The following is a 20,563-nucleotide window of genomic DNA, read 5'->3' as shown; positions in this document are numbered from 1 at the left end:
CGTTCAGGCGAGGTTGTCCATCAACACACCGTGCAGAGCCGGCCCCGCCGCCGCCACACCGTCAAGCTGCGGGTGTCGATTGTTGAATAGAAGCGGGTTGCCGCGCCGGTCGGTGATGGTGGCGCCGGCCTCGCGCAGGATGAGATCGCCCGCTGCCACGTCCCATTCCCATGTCGGCCGCAGCGTGAGCATCGCGTCGAACCGCCCCTCCGCCACGAGGCTCAGCCGATAGGCCAGCGAGGGGCGATGCTCGCGCCGAAACGGCGGGGCGCCACCGGGCTTCCAGTGGCGCGGCTCCAGCGCGGGCCGCGCCGCCAGCAACGTGGCTTGCGACGGCTCGGTGCGGCGCGACACGGTCAGCGGCGCGCCGTTCAACGTGGCGCCGCCCCCCGCCTCGGCGGCATAGAGCTTGTCCAGAAGGGGCAGGTAGACGACCGCGGCGGTGACTTTTCCATCTTTCACGACCGAAAGCGCGTGGGCCCATGCGCGCGAGCCTTCGATGAAACTGCGCGTCCCGTCGATCGGGTCTATGATGAACACATGCTCCCGCGACGTGCGCGCTGCCCCGTCTTCGCTCTCTTCCGAAAGCCACCCGTAATCGGGACGCGCGCCGCGCAATTCCGCGCTCAGCATACCATTGACGGCAAGGTCGGCTTCGGTCACCGGCCCCGCACCTGCGGGCTTGTCCCAGCGCTCCGCACCGCGCTCGAAATAGCGCGCGGCGATCCGCCCCGCCTCACGCGCGGCGTCGGTCAGGAGCGCGAGGTCAGACCCCGGCAAGCGTGAGCCCCTCCACGAGGAGCGAGGGCACGACATGCGACAGGTGCGTGCGCGCGTCATTGGCCGGTGTCACGCGCCGCAAGAAGTCGGGCAGGCTGCCCGCAATGGTGCCCTCGTTGACCGGATAGGCGATTTCACCCCCCTCGACCCAGAATCCGGCGACACCGCGCGAGTAATCGCCCGTGTTGGGGTTGATAGTCGAGCCGATCATCGACGTCACCAGCAGCCCCTCGCCCATCTCCCGGATCAGGTCATCGCGGCTTGCGTCGCCTTGGGTCAGCGCGACGTTCCAGATGCCCGGCCGCGGCGTGCCCGAGGTGCTCCTCTGGGCATTCGCGGTGGACCTCATCCCCAACTGCCGCGCCGTCGCCAGGTCAAGCGTCCAGCCCAATAGGCGGCCATCCTCCACGATGGTCCGCCGCTTCGTTGCCAGCCCCTCGCCATCGAAGGCGCGCGAGCCCATGACGCGCGGGCGGTGCGGATCCTCGACCAGGCTCAGGGCCTCCGGCAGGACCGGCTCGCCAAGCTTGTTCAGAAGCCAGGACGACCCCCGCGCGATCGCGGCCCCGTTTGCCGCGGCAAGCAGATGCCCGATCAGGCTGCGCGCGACCCTCTCGTCGAAGAGCACGGGGTAGGCACCGGTCGGCGGCTTCCGCGCGCCCTCGCGCTCGGCCGCGCGCTCACCCGCGCGCCGCCCGATGCTCTCGGGGCTGCGCATATCCTCGCGGTGGATGCGTCCGTCGCTGTCGTGGTCACGCTCCATGCCGCTGCCCGACCCGGCGATCGCCACGCAGGAGACGACATGATCGGTGCGCGCGTAGCCGCCCGAGAACCCGTTGCTCGTGGCCAGGTGAACCACGTCGCGGCCATAGGCCGCCGTTGCGGACTGAACCTGTGTCACGCCCGCCACGTCCCGCGCTGCCGCCTCGGCACGACGCGCCGCCTCCTCGAGCGCGTCGGGCGCGGGTTCCGGCCCCCGATCCTCGAGGTCGAGCGCGGCGACATCCCATTCCCTCGCCACCTCATCGGCGCCGGCAAGCCCCGCATAGGGGTCCTCTGGTGCCTCGCGCGCCATCGCCACGGCGCGCTCTGCCAGCGCCCTGACGGTCGCGTCCCGGATATCGGACGCCGACACCGTCGCCTGCCGTCGTCCAAGGAACACCCGAAGCCCGATATCGACGCTTTCCGCCCGCTCGGCCTGTTCCAGCGCGCGGTTTCGCACGTCCACCGTGATCGACGTGCCCCTCGAGGCCATGGCGTCGGCGGCGTCCGCCCCGGCCTTCTGCGCCGCGTCGATCAGGGCTTCGGTCAGGGCTTGCGGTGTCTCGGTCATCTGGCGCCTCCGGGTCATGCCGCCGACAGGTAGACGCGCCGCCGACGCAAGACAAGGGCCGCTCGCATCTTGCGAACGGCCCCCTTCGATGGCCCATTGTCGGCGCGGAGTTACTTGAGGCGCTGACCGTTGGCGAGCATTTGCCCGTCCTCGGTGAATTCGAGCTTCGATTCCAGGCTGTCGTCGCCCACCGGAACCGCGAACACGCCCAGCATCATGCGCGCGCTCATCGCCTGCTCTTCGGGCAGGAGGCCCATCTCGACAAGCTTGTCGAGCAACGTGTTGCCACCGGTCAGGGCAAGGGTGATCGTGCCCACGGGCTTGGGCATACCCTCGTAGGTCGTCATGTCGCTGTTATCGAGTTCCAGGGCGCCCGTGCCAGTCAACTCCGCGCCCGCGAAGCTCAGTTCGAGAGCGTTGAGCGTGACCTCGTTCACTTCGCCAGGCACATTCGTGCTCTCCATCGCGTCCTCATCCATGAGATCGGCATTGAGCGTCGCCTTACCCGAAAGATCGAGCGCGATGGTCGCGGGATCGCGCGGCAGCTTGGCTTCGGGGTCGAACATGCCCCAGATGAACTCGGACATCGTGAAGCCGCGCAAGGCAACGGCCAGGTCGAAATCCTGCGGTGCGTCTCCCTTGGCAATAGGCACGGCAAGGTCGACCCCCATCTCCTCGGACGCCACGGAGACAGGGAAAGGCAAGTCCGAGCTGGCGAGGTCCATGGTCAGGTCGCGATACGCAAGCTCGTAGGACAGGTTCCCGGCATCCATCGCGACACCGAAGGCGCCGCCGCTGCTCGTCGATTTGAACTGGAAGGCTTCGCCTTCGGACGCCTGATCCACATCGAGGTTCATGTTGCCGGGGCCGAAGGTATATTCGCTATCCAATGCGAACCCCGCTTCGAGCGCCGCGTCCATGTCCGCCAGGTCGGCATCGACCGGCATCGCGAAGTTGGCCGCGACGGCCAGGCTCTCGGTCTCGCCGCTCAGCTGCACGCGGTCGCCTTTCTCGGCATCGGTGAAATCGAGAGCATAGGTAACGGGACCCGATTCGAAGGCTTGGACCGTCTTGCGCAGATCGCCCGACATGGTTTCGGCCGTCCCGCTCACGTCGCGGATCTCGACGCGGGCATCGCCGATCTCTTCTTCCGTGCCGTCCGACGTTGCCTCGACCAGCTCCAGCACGATGGATTCGGCCTCGTAGGTATAGGTGATCGCACCGGGATCCCCGGCCGCGATCATCGAATAGCCCTGGGTGATGTAATCCAGCGTGACACTGCCCATACCTTCGTCGTCCGAAGCCTCGATCATGATGGGCATCGGCGAGGGGAAGGTCACGGTGACGGTTCCGTTACCGGCCTCTGCAAATGTGAGTTCGGGGAACTTCAGCGTCACGCTGCCCTCATCCTCGGGCATCGGCACGTCCATGACGATGTCGGTGACGGTCAGACCGTTGCCCGACGTCGCCTCCTCGGCCTCTATGGTATAGCCGAAGGCGGTCATGTAGCCCTTCCAGTCCTCCCAGACCTGCTGCGGTGTGACGTCGGCGACGGCAGAGGTGCCGGTGAGGACGAAACCCATCGTCGCGGCCACGCCGCCAAATCTTGTCAATGCACTCATGAAACCCCCTATTGGTTGGAATATGTCGACCTGTCGAGACCTGCCTGCCTGCGCAGGAAAGCGGTTCTTCCCGCTGGACCTCGCGCGGCCTCGCACGTTACGAACGGTTGTGGATCAGTATAAGGGTCAGGAATGTCAGTTAAAGGGAAAACCGTGATCATCACCGGCGCGAGCCGGGGCATCGGAGCAGCCGCCGCGCGGGTCTTTGCCGATGCCGGGGCGAAGGTCGCCCTTCTCGCGCGCAGCCGCGACGAGATCGAGCGCCTTTCGGACGAGATCGGTGAAAATGCCCTCCCGATCACCTGCGACGTCTCCGAGTGGCGGGCCATGGAGGATGCCGTGGCCAGAACACAGGAGGCCTTCGGCGTGCCCGACATTCTCGTCAACAACGCGGGCGTGATCGACCCGATCTCCGAGCTTGCGACATCCGACCCCGCGGCATGGGCACAGGCAATCGACGTCAACCTTACGGGCGTCTATCACGGAATGCGCGCGGTCATGCCCGGCATGATCGCCCGGGGGGAGGGCACGATCCTGACAGTCTCCTCGGGCGCCGCGCATCACGCGCTGGAAGGCTGGAGCCACTATTGCGCGTCCAAGGCCGGTGCCGCGATGCTGACCGAGGCCGCGCATCTGGAAGCGGCCGAAAAGGGCCTGCGTATCATGGGCCTGTCGCCCGGAACCGTGGCGACCGACATGCAGCACCGGATCAAGGATAGCGGCATCAATCCGGTCAGTGCACTCGACTGGTCCGACCACATTCCGCCCGAATGGCCGGCACGTGCCCTCCTTTGGATGTGTGGCCCCGATGCCGAAGGCTGGCTCGGGCAGGAAATATCCCTGCGCGATCCGCAGATCCGCGCGAAGGTCGGCCTCGCATGATCCGGGCAGACCGTAACGGCGGCATCCTGACCCTGACGATCGACCGGCCCGACAAGGCCAATTCACTCACCGCCGAGATGCTGTCCGACCTGGCTAAACAAGCCGAGAGCGCAGGCGACGCCCGGGTCATGGTCCTGACCGGGGCGGGCAAGGTCTTCAGCGCGGGTGCCGACCTCGACGCCGCGCGCGCCGGCCTTGCCACCAGCCTGGACTGGGAACGGCTTTCGACAGCGATCGCGGGTTTCCCCGGCCTTGCCATAGCCGCGCTCAACGGCACCGTGGCGGGGGGCGCGATGGGCATGGTTCTGGCTTGCGATCTCCGCATCGCCGTGCCGGCGGCAAGGTTCTTCTACCCGGTGATGAAACTCGGCTTCCTGCCGCAGCCTTCGGATCCGGCACGGCTCGCCGCGCTCGTAGGGCCCGCGCGGGCCAAGCTCATCCTCATGGCAGGTCAGAAGATCGACGCGGCAACCGCGCTTGACTGGGGTCTCGTCGACCGCGTGAGCGAAGCCGGGGCACTCATGTCCGACGCGCATGCGCTTGCCGCCGACACGCTTGCCGCCTCACCCGATCACGCGGCCGCCATCAAGGCGCTCGTGCCCTGACTTTCCCCGCGCTCGCACAAACGGACCGAACCGCACCTGCGCTCTAGTTCGTGATGATCTCCGGCCCCATCAGCGCGTTGGGCAACACCGTCGAGATGCCCGGAATGTAAGTGACCATGATCAGGAAGATGAAGAGCACGCCGAGGAAGGGCAGTGCCGCTTTCACGACGCTCATCATCGGCATCCCCGCCACGCCCGAGGTCACGAACAGGTTGAGGCCCACGGGCGGCGTGATCATCCCGATCTCCATGTTCACCACCATGATGATGCCAAGGTGAATGGGGTCGATACCAAGCTCGATCGCGATCGGAAAGACGAGCGGCGCCACGATCACCAGAAGGCCCGACGGCTCCATGAACTGACCGCCGATCAGCAGGATCACGTTCACCACCACGAGGAACATCACCGGCCCGAACCCCGCGTTCAGCATCGAGTTGGCGACCATCTGGGGGATCTGCTCTTCGGTCAGGACATGCTTGAGGATGAGCGCGTTGGCGATCACGAACATCAGCGTGATCGTGAGCTTGCCCGCATCGAGAAGCGTATCCCGCGTATCCCTGTGGACGAAGGCCGTCACCACGGCATGCGGTGCCTGCCAGAGGCTCAGCCTTCCCCGCCCGTCGCGCGCGGCGAGCGGCCCCATGTCGCGGTAGATGAAGGTCGCCACGAAGAACGCGTAGACCGAGGCCACCGCCGCCGCCTCGGTCGGGGTGAAGAAGGCGCCGGTCACGCCGGGAATACCATAGATCCCGACCATGATGATGAGTATCAGCAGCAGCCCCCAGACCGCATCGCGGAACGATGCGCCGATCTCGCGCCAACCGCGCCATTCACCGGCGGGCATGTCCTTGATCCGGGCCATCACGTAGATCGCGATCATCAGCATGAGCCCGGCCAGGATGCCCGGGATGACTCCCGCAAGGAACATTCGTCCCACCGACACCTCTACCGCCGCGGCATAGACCACCATGACGATCGACGGCGGGATGAGAATTCCGAGCGTGCCGGCGTTGCAGATGACGCCCGCCGCGAATTCCTTGGTATAGCCCGCCTGCCGCATCGCCGCGATGACGATTGTGCCGATGGCGACCACGGTCGCGGGGGACGATCCCGAAAGGGCCGCGAACATCATGCAGGCGAAGACACCCGCGATGGCGAGTCCACCGCGCAGATGCCCGACGCAGGCGATCGAAAAGCGGATGATCCGTTGCGCCACGCCGCCCGTCGACATGAAGGAACTGGCCAGGATGAAGAAGGGAATGGCCAACAGGGTAAAATGCCCCTCGAACGCCTCGAAAAGTGTCTGCGCCACCGATGCCATTGATGCATCCGAGAAGATGAGAAGGAACAGCACCGAAGCCAGGCCAAGGGCCACGGCAATGGGCACGCCGATCAGCAGGAAGCCTACGACGAGGGCAAAGAGAAGGACGACCGCCATCAGCGGCCCCCCTCGTGGTCGCGTGCCACCCGGGTTTCATAGAGCTCTTCCTCGACCTCGTGGCTGGCCACGATGCGGTCGATCTCACCTCGCCAGATCCTGATCCCCGCCTGTACGAAGCGCAAGGTCAGGAGCGCCATGGAGAGTGGCAGGACGAAATAGGGAATGAGGCGCGGCAGTTTGTTGTAGCTCTCGCCCTCGTTGAAGATCGGCTCCATCCATTTCAGCAGCCACGGGTGCGGGATGTCGTCCACCTCGTACCATCCCTTGGCGAGGAAGCTATCCTCGAACCCGAGCGGAAACCAGCGCCCCTCTGTCGCTGGCAGGTTGGCGAAATTGGCCCAGTAATCCCACGCCCCCTTCAGCAGCAGCAGCGAGAAGACGATGCAGAGCGTGACCGACAGAAGGGCCATCGCGCGGCGCGCAGGAGGACTGAGCAGGTTGATGATGACATCGACACCCAGATGCGCGCCCTTCTTGACGGCATAGGAGGCCCCCAGCAAAACGAGCCAGCCGAACAGGAACACCGTCAGCTCGAGCCCCCACAGGATGTTGGAGTTGAACCCCTTCCTCGCGACCACGTTGGCGAAGGTGATGAGCGTCATCGCGCCCAGGAGGAACGCGATCAGCGTTTCCTCGATGCTGTCCATGAACGAGCGGTCGTCGGTCGCCCTCATCTTGGTCCCTCCCGAATTCTCGTTATTCTGATTGGCAAGGCACGGGCGGCCTCGCATCCGGTGTCATCCGGTTATCGCGGCCCGAAGAGATCCGGGCCGCGATGTGACGCTTTTACATGCTTTCATTGATCTTCTGCGCCGCGTCGATGTTTTCCTGCCCGACATCATCCGCGAATTGCTCCCACACGGGTTTCATCACCTCGACCCATTTCTCGCGCTGTTCGGGCGTCAGCTCGCGGATCGTGCCGCCGGCGTCGATGATCGACTGCTTAGCGGCCTGGTTGACCTTCGCGCTCTCGCTGTTGCGCGCTTCCGTGACCTCTTCGAGGATGGTCAGGAATTGATCGCGCACCTCGGGCTCGAGCCCCTCCAGCCACTCGGTCGAGGTCACGACAAGATAGTCGAGAATGCCGTGGTTCGTCTCGGTGATGCCGTCCTGCACCTCGAAGAACTTCTTGCCATAGATGTTCGACCACGTGTTTTCCTGACCGTCGACGACACCCTGCTGCAACGCGCCGTAGACTTCCGAAAACGCCATTTTCTGAGGGCTGCCGCCGATCGCTTCCATCTGCGCTACGAGCACGTCGGAGGATTGCACGCGGAAGCGGAGGCCCTCGGCGTCGGAGGGTTCGATGAGCGGCTTGTTTGCGGACATCTGCTTCATGCCGTTGTGCCAGAAGGCCAACCCCTGGAGACCGCGCCGGTTCATGTCGTCCTTGAGCGCCTGACCGGCTTCGGAGGCCTGGAATTCGTTCACCGCGTCGATGTTCTTGAACATGAAAGGCAGGTCGAAAATGCGGTATTTCTTGGTGAAGGCCTCGAATTTCGACAGGCTCGGCGCGGCAAGTTGCACGTCACCTTGCAACAGTGCCTCGAGCACCTTGTTGTCGTCGTAGAGCGTCGAGTTGGGGAAGACCTCCATGCAGGCCTTTCCGTCCATTTCCTCGTTGACGCGCTTTTCCAGGAGCGACGCGGCGATGCCCTTGGGATGCTTGTCGGTATTGGTGACGTGACTGAACTTGATGACGATCTCTCCGTCGTCGCAGGCGGCGCTTGCGCCGGTCGCTGTCGCACCGATGGCCAGGGCCGCGGCGGCCAGTGTGGTTGTGAACTTCATCTGTTGTTTCCTCCCGTTGGTGAATTGGATCACGGAGATAAAATCGCTTCGACAAGCGATCATTGCGCAGCAAACAGCCCTCATGGCCCGGTGACAAGATTAAAATAACGGGCGTCCAAGCGCGGTTTTGCCATTTTCAGCCATATTCGGGACTGGCCGGACGGGCCAGGCGCGCACCCGAAAGCTGATCATGCGATGCGACGAGTGGCGAGGAAAACGCCGACAAGAACCGCCACCAGCGCGATCCAGTTCACCCCCAGCGCCATGTCGGCTCCGATACCCGAAAGCGCCATCATGACAAGGCCGGCACAGGTCACGCATGCCCCTAGCACCGCTTGTGCCGGGCCGGGCGCTCCCTCGACCCCGCCGCGACTTCCGGATTCGAACCGCACGAACACAAGGACCAGCGGCAGAAGCGCCGCACCGAAGATCAGAAGCCACAGCGGCCGCAAGGTCCACCACTCCGCGGTGCCGGGATCGACCCCGAGGCCGAGACCGCCCAAGAGAACCGCAATACCGACCACGAGGATCATCGCGGTCATATGCCACAGGTAGACCGTCATGATCATCTGGTTGAGGAGGATCACCACGGCCCAGGGCCGGGTGCGCCGAAGCCACCTGGAAACCGGACCTGCCAACAACAGGATGATGCCGACCTGGACGCAACCGAGCCCCAGCATGGCGGTCGTCGGCGGCCGAGTGTTGGAAAACTCGTCGCCCGGAACGCTGACCATCGCCACCGGGAAATCCAGTATTCCTATCAGCACATAGAGCCATGCCAAACCCAGTGCGACCAACCCGAGCGCCACCAGGCCGGGACGCGCCGCGTCGTTCCACCAGTATCCAAGCTGATGGACGGCAAGCCAGACGAAACCGTAGTTGACCCATCGCAGCCATTCCTGGTCGAGACCGAAGGCCACAGCATCCACGAGGATCGCGCCCAGCGCCAGGATGATGACCGATCCGAAACTCAGCCGCTCGTGGACCGCATAGCTCAGCGGGACAACAAGCGTGATGACGATATAGACCGCAAGAAACCAGATCGGCACCAGCGCCGCCTGCGATGTCAACGCGATGAGATCGGGCGCGACGCCAAGCTGCGTGGCCACGGCCGCCGCGATGCTCCAGACGATGACGAGCGGGACAGTCGGTTTGAGCAATCTCGCAAGTCTGCCGGAGATCCACGCCCGCGCGGTTCGCCTGTCCCTGCGCGCGGATGTCCAGGACAGCGCGTTGGCAAAGCCGCCCACGAAGAAGAAGACCGGCATCACCTGGAAAAGCCAGGTCAGGTATTGCGTCCACGGCTGCTCGGCCAGGAGGATCGGGAACGCGATCTCGCCATCGCGGATCACCGGTGCGACGAGGAACCAATGACCGAGGATGACGAAAGAGATCGCCACCGCCCGATAGAAATCGACCGCCCTGTTCCGCTTCGCAGGTGTATTCTCGGCCGCCCAGACCGCGCTGGCCATCATGCCGCGCGGCACCTCATTGGTAGTTGTCACTGTCACCGCTCCTTTGCGTCACCCTGAAAGGTGATCTTGTTGCCCTGCACCGAGCCTACAGCGTCTTTCGCCGGTTGAGAATCCCGTCATTTGACATTCTTCCGGGTCCGGCGCTTTGCGCGCGCACCACGCGAACCGACCCGACACCGGGGAAGGCGACGTTGCAGTGATGCCGCCCCTGGGATATTCGAACGGCCCGCCCCCCCTCGCGAAAGGCCGCCGATGTTCAGACTGTTCTCGTTTCTCGCCCTTCTCTTCGTCGCGGCTTGCAGCGAGCCGGTTCCGACGGATGGCAGGTCCAGTGTCCTGATGATGGGCGACAGTCTCTTGGCCACGCACCAGATCGGCGGTCGGTCAGTCGGTCACCTGCTCGAACGCGAGATCGAGGCGCCCGTCACCGACCGTTCGGTAAAGGGCGCACGCATCATCTATGCCCTTCCCGTGTCGGGCAGTCTCGGTCTCAATATCGGGCGTCAGTACCGGCCAGGTCCATGGGAATGGATCATCGTGAACGGCGGCGGGAACGATCTGTGGTTCGGTTGCGGCTGTGGTCGTTGCAAGACGACACTAGACCGGCTGATCTCACCGGATGGGCGCGACGGGCGGATACCGTCCCTCGTCACGCGCCTCCGCCAAACCGGCGCGAAAGTGATCTATGTGGGCTACCTCCGGAGTCCCGGCGTCGGCTCTCCCATCGAGCATTGCCGGAACGAGGCCGAAGGCCTCGAAGGCCGCATCTCCGCGCTGGCGGCGCGCGATCCGGGCCTGACGTTCCTGTCGCTCACCGACCTCGTGCCGGACGGCGACCGGAGCTTCCATGCCCTCGACATGATCCATCCCTCCCCCAAGGCGACGCGCGCCATTGCAAAGCGAATAGCGAAGATCATGGCCTCCGACTGAGCGGCGGGGATGGGCAGAAGCCTTGACAGAATATTATTTGAGCGCGTAAATAAATATCTCACCATTTGGACGCGCCATGACACGTCACGACAACTCCGCTTTCGCCAAGGACCGGGATCGCTCCGGCTTGCCCAAGTGGAGCTTCTTCAGCAAGGAACTTCTGGAAGCTGAGAAGGATCTGCTCTTCCGGCGACACTGGCAGATCGTCTGCCACATCTCCGACATCCCCGAACCGGGTGATTTCGTGACGTTCGACATTGCAGGCGAGCGAGCGCTCGTGATCCGCGACCGCGAAGGGGAGGTGCGAGCGTTTCATAACCTGTGCCGTCACCGCGGCTCCCGCGTCGTGGCCGAGGAGACGGGGCGATGCCGATCGGCCATCATCTGCCCCTTCCACGGGTGGGTCTACAATCTCGACGGGACGCTTCGCGGCGCGTCACAGCCCAAGTCTCTCCCCGACCTCGACCCCGAGGAATGGAGCCTCAAGACCATCGAGATGGATACATGGCAGGGTTTCATATTCGTGAGGTTCCAGCCCGGCCCGCAGCGCCCCATTTCCGAGATCCTGGCGCGCCACGACGCGGAAGTCTCGCAATACCGGCTCGACACGATCGCGCCCTCGGGGGCCGGGTTCTGGACCGAACATATCGACGCCAACTGGAAATGCGTCCGGGACGTCGACAACGAGGGATATCATGTCCCCATGGCCCATCCCGGCCTCCACGACCTCTACGGCAACGGCTATCACGATGAGCCTTTCCATGACGGGACTTCGCGATCCTTCGGGTCGTTCCGCGAAGGCCAGGGCCGGCACTGGAGCGTGCGGCACTACAAGTCAATCCTCGAGGCGCCTTCGCGACTTGACGAGGATCATGCCGGTGCGTGGCTCTACATCGGCATTTTCCCCAACTTCGTGATCGGCTTCTACCCCGACAGCGTGATGTTCTACCAGGAATACCCTACCTCCGTCGGCACCTGCCTGCAGCGCAGCGCCACCTATCGCTACCCCGACGAGGACCGCAGGCTGCGCCTTGCGCGCTATCTCAGCGGGCGGATCGACCGGATCACGAGCGACGAGGACACCCAGTTGATCGAATGGACTTGGGAAGCGGCGTTCTCGTCCGGCTACGACGGGATCATCCTCTCCGACCTCGAAATCGGTGTGCAGAGCTATCACGACGAGTTGCGCCGCCACTTCCCGATCCTTCGCTCGACCGAGGAGCCGCCGGAGGGTACGTTGCTGGCGCGCAATGCCGCGCTCCTGCAAGAGGCGAAATGAGCGAGCATTACGATGACAACCAGACCGGCCTGCTTCAGGCGCTCTGGGGCGATGGATTCCTCTCGCCCGGCGGCGCCGACGAGGTCGCACGGGTGCTCGAAGGGCTCGACCTGAAAGGCAAAAAGGTGCTCGACATCGGCTGTGGAACCGGGGCGATCCCGGTCCTTCTCGCACGGGATCACGGTGCCGCGCATGTCACCGGTATCGACGTGGAGGATGGCGTCTGCGCACTCGCCCGGGAGCGCGTGGTCGACGCGAAGCTGGGCGACCGTGTCGCGATCATGCAAGTCACGCCGGGACCATTCCCCTTTGCGGATGAAACCTTCGACCTGGTCTTCTCCAAGGACAGCATCATACACATCCCCGACAAGGAGGCCCTTGCGCGCGAGGTGTTCCGCGTCCTGCGGCCGGGCGGCTGGTTCGCCGCGTCCGACTGGCTGATCTCGCATGACGAGGCGCCCAGCCCCGAGATGCAGCGCTACCTCGCGCTCGAGGATATCGGAATGGAGATGGCATCGCCCGAGCGCTACGCCCACGCCCTCGAAGCCGCGGGCTTCGAGAGGGTGACGACCCGCAACCGCAACCCCTGGTATCGCGAAGTGGCCCGCGAGGAACTGGCGACGATCGCGGGACCACGCCGCCGCGAGTTCGAAGCCGCAAGCGGCAAGGACTTCATAGAACGGTCCATCGAGACCTGGACGGCGATGATCCATGTGCTCGACACCGGCGAGCATTGCCCCCACCATCTGCGCGCGCAAAAGCCCGGCAAAGCCGCCGGGTGACAGGTCGAACCCCTCAGGACGTTCCGCCCTTCTCCTGCCGAAAATATCCCGGGGAGCGCGAGGGGCTGGCCCCTCGCTCCTGACTTCGAAAGCTGCCTTAGCTGCCGAATTCCCGCGCGACCTCTTCCAGCGATTCCTCGAGGATGCCGAACATCGTGTCGATCTCCTCTCGGGTGATGATCAGAGGCGGCGAGAAAACGGCCATGTTGTAGAGTGGCCGCACCAGCAGGCCGCGCTTCTCGCAGGCCTCGTCAAGGATCGCGCCGAACTTCTTGTCGGCCGAAAGCGTCGCCTTGCCGTCCAGGGGCTTGCCCTCGACACAGGCCAGGAGCCCCTCGCCGCGCACGTCACCCACGATGTCGAATTTCGCAAGCTCTCGCAGACGCTGCTGAAAATAGGGGCTGATCTCGCGCACATGCTCCAGGATGCCTTCGCGTTCCATGATCTCGATGTTCTTGAGCGCGGCGGCACAGCATACCGGGTGGCCGGAATAGGTGTACCCGTTCGAGAACATCGCCGGCTCGTCACCTGCCATCCTCTCCATCACGCTGTCCGAGATGATACAGGCCCCAAGCGGCAGATACCCGCTGGTCAGTCCTTTCGCGCATGTGATGATGTCGGGCTGAATGCCGAACACCTCCTCGGAGGCGAACCAATGTCCGAGCCGGCCGAACCCGGTCACGACCTCGTCCGAAATGTAGAGGATATCGTGCTTGCGGCACACCTCCCAGGTCCGCTTCTGATAACCCTTGGGCGGCACGATGACACCGCCTGAACTCAGGATCGGTTCGGCGATGAACGCGCCGATCCTCTCGGCGCCCTCGGTCTCGATCATCCGCTCGAGATCGGCGACCTTCTCGTCGCACCACGCTTCTTCCGTCATGCCTTCGGGGCGCCGATACGGGTTCACATCCGGCAGGAACCGCACGAGATCCTCGGCCTTGTCGAGGATCGACACCTCGCGTTCCTTCCCCGTCACCGAGGCGGCAAGGTAGGTCGAACCGTGATAGCCCTTGTCGCGGCCGATCACGATCTTCTTCTCGGGCCGACCCATGCGGTTGTTCATGAAATGCATCGCGCGGATCGCGCTATCGACGGCGGTCGACCCGCCGGTCGTGAAATGCACGTTGTTGAGATCGCCGGGCGCCATTTCGGCAAGCCGCCGCGCGAGCACCGCCGCGGGCTCGGTGGTCGAACTCCACGGCGAATTGTAAGGCATGAGCGTCACCTGATCGGCGATCGCGTCGGCCATTTCCTTGCGCCCGTATCCGATCTGCACGCACCACATGCCGCCCGGCCCGTCGATGAAACGACGTCCCTCGCTGTCCCAGAGATAGATGCCCTTCGCGCCGCCCATGACCGGCAGGTCGTAATCGCGCCAGGCATCCATCGCGATCCACGGGTGAACGTTATGCGTGCGGTCCCATTCCTGGAGATCTTCGGTCGTTGGCTGGTTGGTCATGGCAGGCTCCTCTCGGTTGATCGAAGTTTACGCCTGTCGGCATATCAAGTAAAGTTTTTTGAGCGCTCAAATAAATTTCATGATCATGGAGTGTTCCGGGTGTTATGGTCCGCATTGGACACCGGCACGCAGGAATGCGAATGTGCCATTGACGAACTGGATGCGACGATGAACATACCCTCCCCGAAACCCCGCAAGGAACGCACCGAAAACGCCGAGAAGCGCCGGGCGCAGCTTGTCGATGCGACGTTGAGGTCGATCGCCGCCAACGGGCTGGCAAAGACCACCCTGGCGACCGTGGCCGCCGAGGCGGGACTCTCGCAAGGGGTCGCCGTGTTCTACTTCAAGTCGAAGACCGCGCTTCTGACCGGGGCCTTGCGGGCACTGTACGACCGGTACGATGCCACCTGGCGCGAGGCGCTGGCGCGCGCGGGCAACGATCCGGTGGACCGCCTCGCAGCGCTGGTCCTTGCCGATTTCGACCCCGAGATCTGCAACGCGGAAACCCTGTCCGTCTGGTTCGCCTTCTGGGGCGAGCAGAAATTCACCCCGCAATTCGCTGAAGTCTCGGCAGAATACGATGCGGCGCGCGGCGGGGCGATCCGCGATATCTGCGCCGAGCTACGCCCCGGTGCGGACCGGGAGGAGGCCGCGCGGATCGCGGATTGGATCGACACCCTCACCGACGGGTATTGGCAGCACCTGCACGTCTTTCCCGAGAAGAACAGTCGCGAAGGCGCCGCACGCGCCGCGCTCGAGCTTCTCGCGACGCTTCTGCCCGAACATGCCGACCGGCTCAGGCGCTGACCGCCCCGTCAGGCTCGTGGGTGTAGACGACGATGAGGCAGCCATTCTTCGTGGTCGAGCAATGCTGGGTGCCGTCCGCAAGCCAGACAAGATCGCCGGGGCCGTATTCCGTTCCGTCGTTGTCGGTCAGATCGCCCTCGATGATATAGAACTCCTCGGGCCCTTTGTGCGTATGCGGCTGCGTGGTCGTGCCCGGTGCCATGCGATAGACATAGAATCCGACACCGAAGGGCTTCTCCCGCCCCAGCTGCAGGCCCTCGCCATCCGGCTTGCCGTTCGAAACGAACTCGGTGAATTCTGCGTTGCGCACGTTGGCCACGCGGCGCTCGGTTTGCTTGATGGGCTTCATCCGTCTCTCTCCCTTCAACTGGTTGCCGCGGCGCGCAGACGGTCGAGGTAGCCGGCATAGAAGGTCCGGATGCCCCATTCCATCGACGAAAGCGGGCCGGGCACGAAATGGTGCGAGTTCACGCCTTCCTGATTGACGCGGATGATCCGCTCGTCGTCCAAGGTCGTCACATGCCAGAGCCATGTGAGCGCCCCCACGTCGTAATCCCGCCCCTCCTCGGCATCCTCGCGCACGAGCCAAACCATCTCGATATCCGTCTGCTGCACGCCACGGGGAACGAACCTGTAGCCTACCACGTGATCGCTGTAGATCAGGAAATTGTTGAGGATCCCGATCTGCATGTCCGTGGCAGCGGCGACCGGTGCCTTCAGATTGCCCAAGAGCGGAGCAAGCAGCGCCCCGTCCTTGCTGCCCGTCGTGTAGCCCGGGTAGAGCGGATAACGGTTGAGCCAGAAATCCATCCCCACCGGCGCCGCAAGGCTGTCACGACCGAATTTCGCCGGCAGCAGGCCCGCCGCCTCGACCTCGGCCTCCATGGCGGCGCGCAGTTCCGGCGTAATGCTGTCGGGATCCTTCAGGCTGTGCGAGCGTGAATAGTCGTGGTGCGCCGGCGCGCAGTGATAGCATTCCATGTAATTCTCGATGGCGAGCTTCCAGTTGGCGGGCACCGGATAGGACGCCTCGTGCGCGATCTTCAGCCGGTCGAGACGGTAGGGCGCGACCGCATCGCGCATGCCTGCAAGTCCTTCGTCGAGCTCGGGCGGCTCGTCGCCGGTCGAGACGAAGATCAGACCTTCGAAAACGCGGAGGTGCACCTTGAACAGCCCGTGTTCCTCGGGCGCGAAATCCTCGTCCATATGCGTGGCCCGGCGCAGGCGGCCGTCGAGTTCGAAGGTCCAGGCGTGGTAGGGGCAGGAGAAAACGCGCGCTGTGCCCGAACGGGCAACGCAGACCCGGCTCCCACGGTGACGGCAGACGTTGAGAAACGCGCCCAACCGCCCCTCGCGATCACGCACGACGATGATCGATTCGGGGCCATAGTCGAACAGGAAGAACGCCCCCGGTTCCGCCACCTGGCTGACGTGCCCGACCCAGATCCAGTGGTGGTTCCAGTAGTCGCGGATATCGGCCTCGTAGACATCGGGATCGGAATAGAATTCGCGCGGCAGCGCGTGACCGGGCACGGCCGCATCGCAAAGCGCCTGCAACTTGGTCAGTTTTCCATCGTCGAGCATGTCACCCTCCCATCTCGATCACTTCGCGTCGGAACATCTCGGCTTCGACTTCCTCCGCGCTGCGTCCGAAAGCGCGAAAGGCGGCGTGACCCGAATAGACCGCATCGGCGATGAGACCCGGCTGTGCGGCATCGCCGATCAGCTCGAGCGTTTCGAGTCCTCGACCGCTGAGCGCATCGAAAAGGGCCGTTTCGCGCACCCTTTCCGTCACCATGATTAGCGAGGCGCAGGCCGTCTCGCGCAGGCCATTCGAGTAGACACAGGCCAGCCGCGCGACACCGGCCGCGACCGAGACGAGGCTGTGGCCGACGACAATCTCGACGCCGGCCTCGATCAGGCTACGCTGGATGCGCACCTGCTCGAGCGTCATCTCTGTCCACGGAGAGACGACCGGCGCAGGTGTCACGAGGGTCACGTCAGCCCCCGTCGCGCGGAGATGATCCGCAAGAACGCCGCCCATGTAGATTTGATCATCGTCATAGATCACGACCGGCCCGTCCGGCGGAACGGATCCGTCCATGATATCGTCGGGCGTAAAGACTGCCACGTCACCGGCCGTGGAAATCGGCCGACGCGATGTGCGCCCGATGCCGTCGCGCCGCCAGGTCGCCCCGCTCGCCACGAAGACATGCGGAATTCCAAGCTCGACTACCTGGTCGGCGTCGAGCGGACTTTCGGAATAGATGTTCACGTTGGCGCGCTGTCGCAGATCATGTTCGCGATAGTCCCTGACCCGCCCCCAGGCGCCGAGCCCCTTCAACCCCGCCTCACGGCGCGCGCGCCCTCCCAGTTCGGGCCCAGCCTCGGCCAGCGTCACTTGCGCGCCTGCCCGCGCGAACTGCATCGCGCATTCCAGGCCCGCCGGCCCCCCGCCGACGATCAGCACCTCGTCGGCGTTGGCAACGCGCGCCACCTTCTCCGGGTGCCAGCCGCGTCTCCACTCCTCGCCCATGGTCGGATTCTGCGTGCAGCGGATCGGCACGCCCATATTGTCCGACGCCACGCAGATGTTGCAGCCAATGCACTCCCGAATCTCCTCGACCCGCCCCTCTTCGACCTTGGCAGGCAGGAACGGATCGGCAATGGACGGACGCGCCGCGCCGATGAAATCCACGACGCCCTTGTTCACGAGCGAGACCATGTGATCCGGCGAGGTAAAGCGCCCCACCCCCACGACCGGGCGCGACGTCACCTCCTTGACGAAGCGGATATAGTCGGTCTGATACCCTTCCTCCGGTGCGAAACGCGACGTGGCGCTGTCATTCGACCAGTCGGAGACGTTGACATCCCACAGATCGGGCAGTTCCGAGAGCAACTCGACGACCGCGCGACCTTCCTCATGGGCCTGCATCCCGTCCACGCCCTGCATCTCGTCCACGGCAAAGCGCAGGGCCACGGCGCAGGTATCACCCACCGCCTCCTTCGTGTCTTCGACCAATTCGCGCAAAAGCCGCGCGCGGTTTTCAAGGCTGCCGCCATATTCGTCGCCGCGGGTATTGAGCAATGGCGACAGGAAATGCTGCGCGATCGTCATTCCGTGTCCGGCGTAGCAATAGACGATATCGAAACCGGCTTCCTTCGCCCTGAGTGCCGCGGCCCGGTGCCAGCGTCGCAGGTCACGCAGATCGCTCTTGTCCATCGCCCGCGCCTGTTTCGGCACCAGCGTGTGCAGCGCAACGTCGGAGGGCGCCAGCACAGGCGCGCGGCTTCCGAGGTTGGCAGCGTGATAGCCGTTATGCACCAGTTCGATCGCCGCCAACGCCCCATGTTCGTGCACCCGCTCCGTCATCAGTCGAAGGGCCGGGATATCGCGTTCATCCCACAGCCGGTGTTCGGGAAAGGGGGTGAGGTCGGAGCTGGGATGTATCTCGGTCTCCTGGTTGCTTACCACGGCCCAGCCACCCTCGGCCTTGATGGCGCGCGTCGCCGCATCGGCCCGGGGCCGCAGATGGCCCAGCCCCGTGCAATGCGGCACCTGGTAGAAGCGATTGCGTGCCGTCACGGGTCCGATACGCACCGGCTCGAACAGGATCGAATAACGTGGATCGGCCATACTGCCTCCCGTGGATGGACGATTGTCCATTTCTGCGGGCCCAACCCCTCGTCTGTCAAGAAATTCCCTTGCAGTCCACGCGGGCATCGCTTCATCTGGATGAATGGCAGACGGTACTTTCGACAATCGCACCGCGCTTATCCAGGCGACGCTCGACGCGATCGCGGACGTTGGCCTGACGCGCACATCCGTCACCGAGATCATCGGGCGCGCGGGGGTATCTCGCGGTATGATCCACCTGCATTTCGGCGGCAAGGGCGCGCTCATCACCGCCGCCGCGCGCCAGGCGAGCCTCGAATACTATGCCAACCTCGCGCGGGATCTCGAAGCCGCGGGGACCACACCCGCCCGGCACATCGCTGCCATCGTGCACAGCGACCTCGGCCCCGCCTCGCTCAACCCGCGATCCGTTGCGATCTGGTACGAACTGCGGGGCGCGGCACGGACCGATCCGGCGATCGCGGCCTACAGTGATACGCGGGACAAGCGCCTGCGGTCGATGATCGAGGACGCCTTCGCGCGTATCGCACCGCCCGAAACGCACGGTCCTCTCGCGCGTGAAGCCACGATCGCCACCATCTCCATGGTCGAGGGGATGTGGACCGACTACCTGCTGCATCCCGCCGATTTCGACCGCGAATTCGCCGCCCGGATCGTGTTCCGAATGCTCTCGTCGCTCATGCCGCACGCGTTCGACCTCGATGGCGCACGCGCCGGTCAGCGATAGGCCGAGGGCGGCTCACCGAATGCCTTGGCGTAGACTTTCGAGAAATGGGACGAATTGGCGAAGCCCGTGGCGAGCGCGATCTCGGTGAGGCTGAGCGGAGCATTGCGCAGCAAGGCGCGCGCGGTCTCGAGGCGCAGGTCGCGGTAATAACCCATCGTGCTGCGTCCCAGCCGCTCCTGGAACAGCCGGTTGAGCTGCCGTGCCGAGACGCCGGCCGTCGCGGCCAGGTCGCCCAGGGCCACGGGATCGGCGATATGGCTCTCCATCATCTCGACCGCGTCGAGGATGGCCGGCACGTTGCATCCGACCCGATCCACGAGTCCGCCGCGCTGCGGACCCGCCGAGGGACGCACCTCGGTATGCATGAACCAGTCGCTCACCAACCGCGCGAATGGAGCACCGTGATGGCGCGCGATCAGCGCATGCATGAGGTCGATGGGCGCGGTACCGCCCGCGCAGGTCACGCGATCGCGGTCAATGACGTAGAGGCTGCGCTCGATCAGGAGTTGCGGCGACATCTCGGCCAGGGCGGCGGCGTGTTCCCAGTGAACGGTCATGCGCCGGCCCGTCATCAGCCCGGCGCGCGCGAGGATGACAGGCCCACCCGACACGCCACCCATCCTGATCCCCTTGCGCGCCATGCGTGCCAGCCAGGCCAGCACATTCCGGTCCTCGAAGGACATGGGATCACCCCCCGCGACGACGAAGAGATAGTCGAGATCGAGATCATCGCCCACCTGCGCGTCACAGATCACCTGCACCGCGCCCGAACTCTGCATCGGCGCGCGCGACAGGCCGATATTGACCACGTCATATAGCCGCTCGCGGCTGAGCAGGTTCGCCGCACGCATCATCTCGGCGGTCGATGCATAGGAAAGCGCGGCAAACCCCGGCAGGGGCAGGATACCTATCCGGCGGATGCGAACCGGCTCTAAACCACTTGTGTCCATATTCGACATGTAGAAGGCCAGAAGGGAAAAGTCGACTCGGCTGCAAATCGTCATGCTGTG

At 64.5% G+C, this 20,563-nt stretch carries 19 protein-coding genes; 7 read left to right on the top strand and 12 right to left on the bottom strand.

Annotated elements, in window-relative coordinates:
• Positions 1-3: 3 nt before the first annotated feature.
• The 3 genes from K1T73_RS03845 to K1T73_RS03835 form a co-directional block, all read right to left on the bottom strand.
• On the bottom strand, positions 4-780 hold the full coding sequence (locus K1T73_RS03845; protein ID WP_220602670.1) for a 3'(2'),5'-bisphosphate nucleotidase CysQ: 777 nt from the start codon (positions 778-780) through the stop codon (positions 4-6).
• On the bottom strand, positions 767-2,113 hold the full coding sequence (locus K1T73_RS03840) for a TldD/PmbA family protein (RefSeq protein ID WP_220602669.1): 1,347 nt from the start codon (positions 2,111-2,113) through the stop codon (positions 767-769). The genes K1T73_RS03845 and K1T73_RS03840 overlap by 14 nt, the downstream gene beginning before the upstream one ends.
• A gap of 110 nt (positions 2,114-2,223) precedes the next feature.
• On the bottom strand, positions 2,224-3,735 hold the full coding sequence (locus K1T73_RS03835; RefSeq protein ID WP_220602668.1) for a DUF2125 domain-containing protein: 1,512 nt from the start codon (positions 3,733-3,735) through the stop codon (positions 2,224-2,226).
• A gap of 132 nt (positions 3,736-3,867) precedes the next feature.
• Here K1T73_RS03835 and K1T73_RS03830 point away from each other — a divergent pair, with 132 nt between their 5' ends.
• Both K1T73_RS03830 and K1T73_RS03825 read left to right on the top strand, forming a co-directional pair.
• Positions 3,868-4,617 (top strand): SDR family oxidoreductase, encoded by a 750-nt coding sequence (locus K1T73_RS03830; RefSeq protein WP_220602667.1) that lies wholly within the window; start codon positions 3,868-3,870, stop codon positions 4,615-4,617.
• Positions 4,614-5,222: an enoyl-CoA hydratase/isomerase family protein gene (locus K1T73_RS03825; protein ID WP_220602666.1), complete on the top strand. Its 609-nt coding sequence runs from the start codon at positions 4,614-4,616 to the stop codon at positions 5,220-5,222. The genes K1T73_RS03830 and K1T73_RS03825 overlap by 4 nt, the downstream gene beginning before the upstream one ends.
• A 43-nt stretch (positions 5,223-5,265) precedes the next feature.
• Here K1T73_RS03825 and K1T73_RS03820 read toward each other — a convergent pair whose 3' ends face one another.
• The 4 genes from K1T73_RS03820 to K1T73_RS03805 all read right to left on the bottom strand — a co-directional run bounded on the left by K1T73_RS03820 (position 5,266) and on the right by K1T73_RS03805 (position 9,959).
• Positions 5,266-6,660, bottom strand: a complete 1,395-nt coding sequence (locus K1T73_RS03820; RefSeq protein ID WP_220602665.1) for a TRAP transporter large permease — start codon at positions 6,658-6,660, stop codon at positions 5,266-5,268.
• On the bottom strand, positions 6,660-7,337 hold the full coding sequence (locus K1T73_RS03815; RefSeq protein WP_220602664.1) for a TRAP transporter small permease: 678 nt from the start codon (positions 7,335-7,337) through the stop codon (positions 6,660-6,662). The genes K1T73_RS03820 and K1T73_RS03815 overlap by 1 nt, the downstream gene beginning before the upstream one ends.
• Positions 7,338-7,449: 112 nt before the next feature.
• A complete protein-coding gene (locus K1T73_RS03810) occupies positions 7,450-8,454 on the bottom strand; it encodes a DctP family TRAP transporter solute-binding subunit (protein WP_220602663.1) in 1,005 nt (334 codons plus the stop codon).
• Positions 8,455-8,642: 188 nt separating this feature from the next.
• Positions 8,643-9,959, bottom strand: a complete 1,317-nt coding sequence (locus K1T73_RS03805) for an acyltransferase (protein ID WP_220602662.1) — start codon at positions 9,957-9,959, stop codon at positions 8,643-8,645.
• A 222-nt stretch (positions 9,960-10,181) separates the two neighbouring features.
• On the opposite strand from K1T73_RS03805, the gene K1T73_RS03800 reads away from it, so the two are divergent.
• From K1T73_RS03800 to K1T73_RS03790, 3 genes are all read left to right on the top strand, one after another.
• Positions 10,182-10,859 (top strand): SGNH/GDSL hydrolase family protein, encoded by a 678-nt coding sequence (locus K1T73_RS03800; RefSeq protein WP_220602661.1) that lies wholly within the window; start codon positions 10,182-10,184, stop codon positions 10,857-10,859.
• Positions 10,860-10,935: 76 nt separating this feature from the next.
• A complete protein-coding gene (locus tag K1T73_RS03795) occupies positions 10,936-12,138 on the top strand; it encodes an aromatic ring-hydroxylating dioxygenase subunit alpha (RefSeq protein ID WP_220602660.1) in 1,203 nt (400 codons plus the stop codon).
• A complete protein-coding gene (locus K1T73_RS03790) occupies positions 12,135-12,920 on the top strand; it encodes a methyltransferase domain-containing protein (protein WP_220602659.1) in 786 nt (261 codons plus the stop codon). The genes K1T73_RS03795 and K1T73_RS03790 overlap by 4 nt, the downstream gene beginning before the upstream one ends.
• 97 nt (positions 12,921-13,017) lie before the next feature.
• On the opposite strand, the gene K1T73_RS03785 is transcribed toward K1T73_RS03790, so the two are convergent.
• Positions 13,018-14,382: an aminotransferase gene (locus K1T73_RS03785; RefSeq protein ID WP_220602658.1), complete on the bottom strand. Its 1,365-nt coding sequence runs from the start codon at positions 14,380-14,382 to the stop codon at positions 13,018-13,020.
• A 168-nt stretch (positions 14,383-14,550) separates the two neighbouring features.
• On the opposite strand from K1T73_RS03785, the gene K1T73_RS03780 reads away from it, so the two are divergent.
• Positions 14,551-15,189: a TetR family transcriptional regulator C-terminal domain-containing protein gene (locus tag K1T73_RS03780; RefSeq protein WP_220602657.1), complete on the top strand. Its 639-nt coding sequence runs from the start codon at positions 14,551-14,553 to the stop codon at positions 15,187-15,189.
• Here the strand turns inward: K1T73_RS03780 and K1T73_RS03775 are convergent.
• Genes K1T73_RS03775 through K1T73_RS03765 form a run of 3 tightly spaced genes read right to left on the bottom strand, consistent with a single transcriptional unit; the run spans position 15,179 to position 18,826 of the window.
• Positions 15,179-15,538, bottom strand: coding sequence for a cupin domain-containing protein (locus K1T73_RS03775; RefSeq protein ID WP_220602656.1), 360 nt, complete (start codon positions 15,536-15,538; stop codon positions 15,179-15,181). The genes K1T73_RS03780 and K1T73_RS03775 overlap by 11 nt on opposite strands.
• Positions 15,539-15,552: 14 nt before the next feature.
• Entirely contained in the window at positions 15,553-16,773 is a 1,221-nt protein-coding gene (locus K1T73_RS03770; RefSeq protein ID WP_220602655.1) for an SRPBCC family protein, read from the bottom strand.
• Between the two features lies 1 nt (position 16,774).
• Entirely contained in the window at positions 16,775-18,826 is a 2,052-nt protein-coding gene (locus K1T73_RS03765) for an NAD-binding protein (protein ID WP_220602654.1), read from the bottom strand.
• 103 nt (positions 18,827-18,929) lie between these two features.
• Here K1T73_RS03765 and K1T73_RS03760 point away from each other — a divergent pair, with 103 nt between their 5' ends.
• Complete coding sequence (locus tag K1T73_RS03760) at positions 18,930-19,553, top strand: TetR family transcriptional regulator C-terminal domain-containing protein (protein WP_220602653.1); 624 nt, start codon at positions 18,930-18,932, stop codon at positions 19,551-19,553.
• On the opposite strand, the gene K1T73_RS03755 is transcribed toward K1T73_RS03760, so the two are convergent.
• A complete protein-coding gene (locus K1T73_RS03755; protein ID WP_259400433.1) occupies positions 19,544-20,512 on the bottom strand; it encodes a GlxA family transcriptional regulator in 969 nt (322 codons plus the stop codon). The two genes, K1T73_RS03760 and K1T73_RS03755, sit on opposite strands and share 10 nt — an antisense overlap.
• Positions 20,513-20,563 lie beyond the last annotated feature (51 nt).

The organism is Roseovarius sp. SCSIO 43702 (assembly GCF_019599045.1).
In the GTDB taxonomy this organism is placed as follows: Bacteria; Pseudomonadota; Alphaproteobacteria; order Rhodobacterales; family Rhodobacteraceae; genus Roseovarius.
The sequence above is the reverse complement of the archived record's forward strand: the minus strand, read 5'-3'. Positions and strand labels throughout refer to the sequence as shown.

Bases quoted from the DNA above. Each gene is read 5' to 3' on its own strand.
- K1T73_RS03840 (WP_220602669.1), bottom strand. From the start codon at position 2,113: ATGACCGAGACACCGCAAGCCCTGACCGAAGCCCTGATCGACGCGGCG.
- K1T73_RS03835 (WP_220602668.1), bottom strand. From the start codon at position 3,735: ATGAGTGCATTGACAAGATTTGGCGGCGTGGCCGCGACGATGGGTTTC.
- K1T73_RS03830 (WP_220602667.1), top strand. From the start codon at position 3,868: ATGTCAGTTAAAGGGAAAACCGTGATCATCACCGGCGCGAGCCGGGGC.
- K1T73_RS03825 (WP_220602666.1), top strand. From the start codon at position 4,614: ATGATCCGGGCAGACCGTAACGGCGGCATCCTGACCCTGACGATCGAC.
- K1T73_RS03820 (WP_220602665.1), bottom strand. From the start codon at position 6,660: ATGGCGGTCGTCCTTCTCTTTGCCCTCGTCGTAGGCTTCCTGCTGATC.
- K1T73_RS03815 (WP_220602664.1), bottom strand. From the start codon at position 7,337: ATGAGGGCGACCGACGACCGCTCGTTCATGGACAGCATCGAGGAAACG.
- K1T73_RS03810 (WP_220602663.1), bottom strand. From the start codon at position 8,454: ATGAAGTTCACAACCACACTGGCCGCCGCGGCCCTGGCCATCGGTGCG.
- K1T73_RS03800 (WP_220602661.1), top strand. From the start codon at position 10,182: ATGTTCAGACTGTTCTCGTTTCTCGCCCTTCTCTTCGTCGCGGCTTGC.
- K1T73_RS03795 (WP_220602660.1), top strand. From the start codon at position 10,936: ATGACACGTCACGACAACTCCGCTTTCGCCAAGGACCGGGATCGCTCC.
- K1T73_RS03790 (WP_220602659.1), top strand. From the start codon at position 12,135: ATGAGCGAGCATTACGATGACAACCAGACCGGCCTGCTTCAGGCGCTC.
- K1T73_RS03785 (WP_220602658.1), bottom strand. From the start codon at position 14,382: ATGACCAACCAGCCAACGACCGAAGATCTCCAGGAATGGGACCGCACG.
- K1T73_RS03780 (WP_220602657.1), top strand. From the start codon at position 14,551: ATGAACATACCCTCCCCGAAACCCCGCAAGGAACGCACCGAAAACGCC.
- K1T73_RS03775 (WP_220602656.1), bottom strand. From the start codon at position 15,538: ATGAAGCCCATCAAGCAAACCGAGCGCCGCGTGGCCAACGTGCGCAAC.
- K1T73_RS03770 (WP_220602655.1), bottom strand. From the start codon at position 16,773: ATGCTCGACGATGGAAAACTGACCAAGTTGCAGGCGCTTTGCGATGCG.
- K1T73_RS03765 (WP_220602654.1), bottom strand. From the start codon at position 18,826: ATGGCCGATCCACGTTATTCGATCCTGTTCGAGCCGGTGCGTATCGGA.
- K1T73_RS03760 (WP_220602653.1), top strand. From the start codon at position 18,930: ATGGCAGACGGTACTTTCGACAATCGCACCGCGCTTATCCAGGCGACG.
- K1T73_RS03755 (WP_259400433.1), bottom strand. From the start codon at position 20,512: ATGTCGAATATGGACACAAGTGGTTTAGAGCCGGTTCGCATCCGCCGG.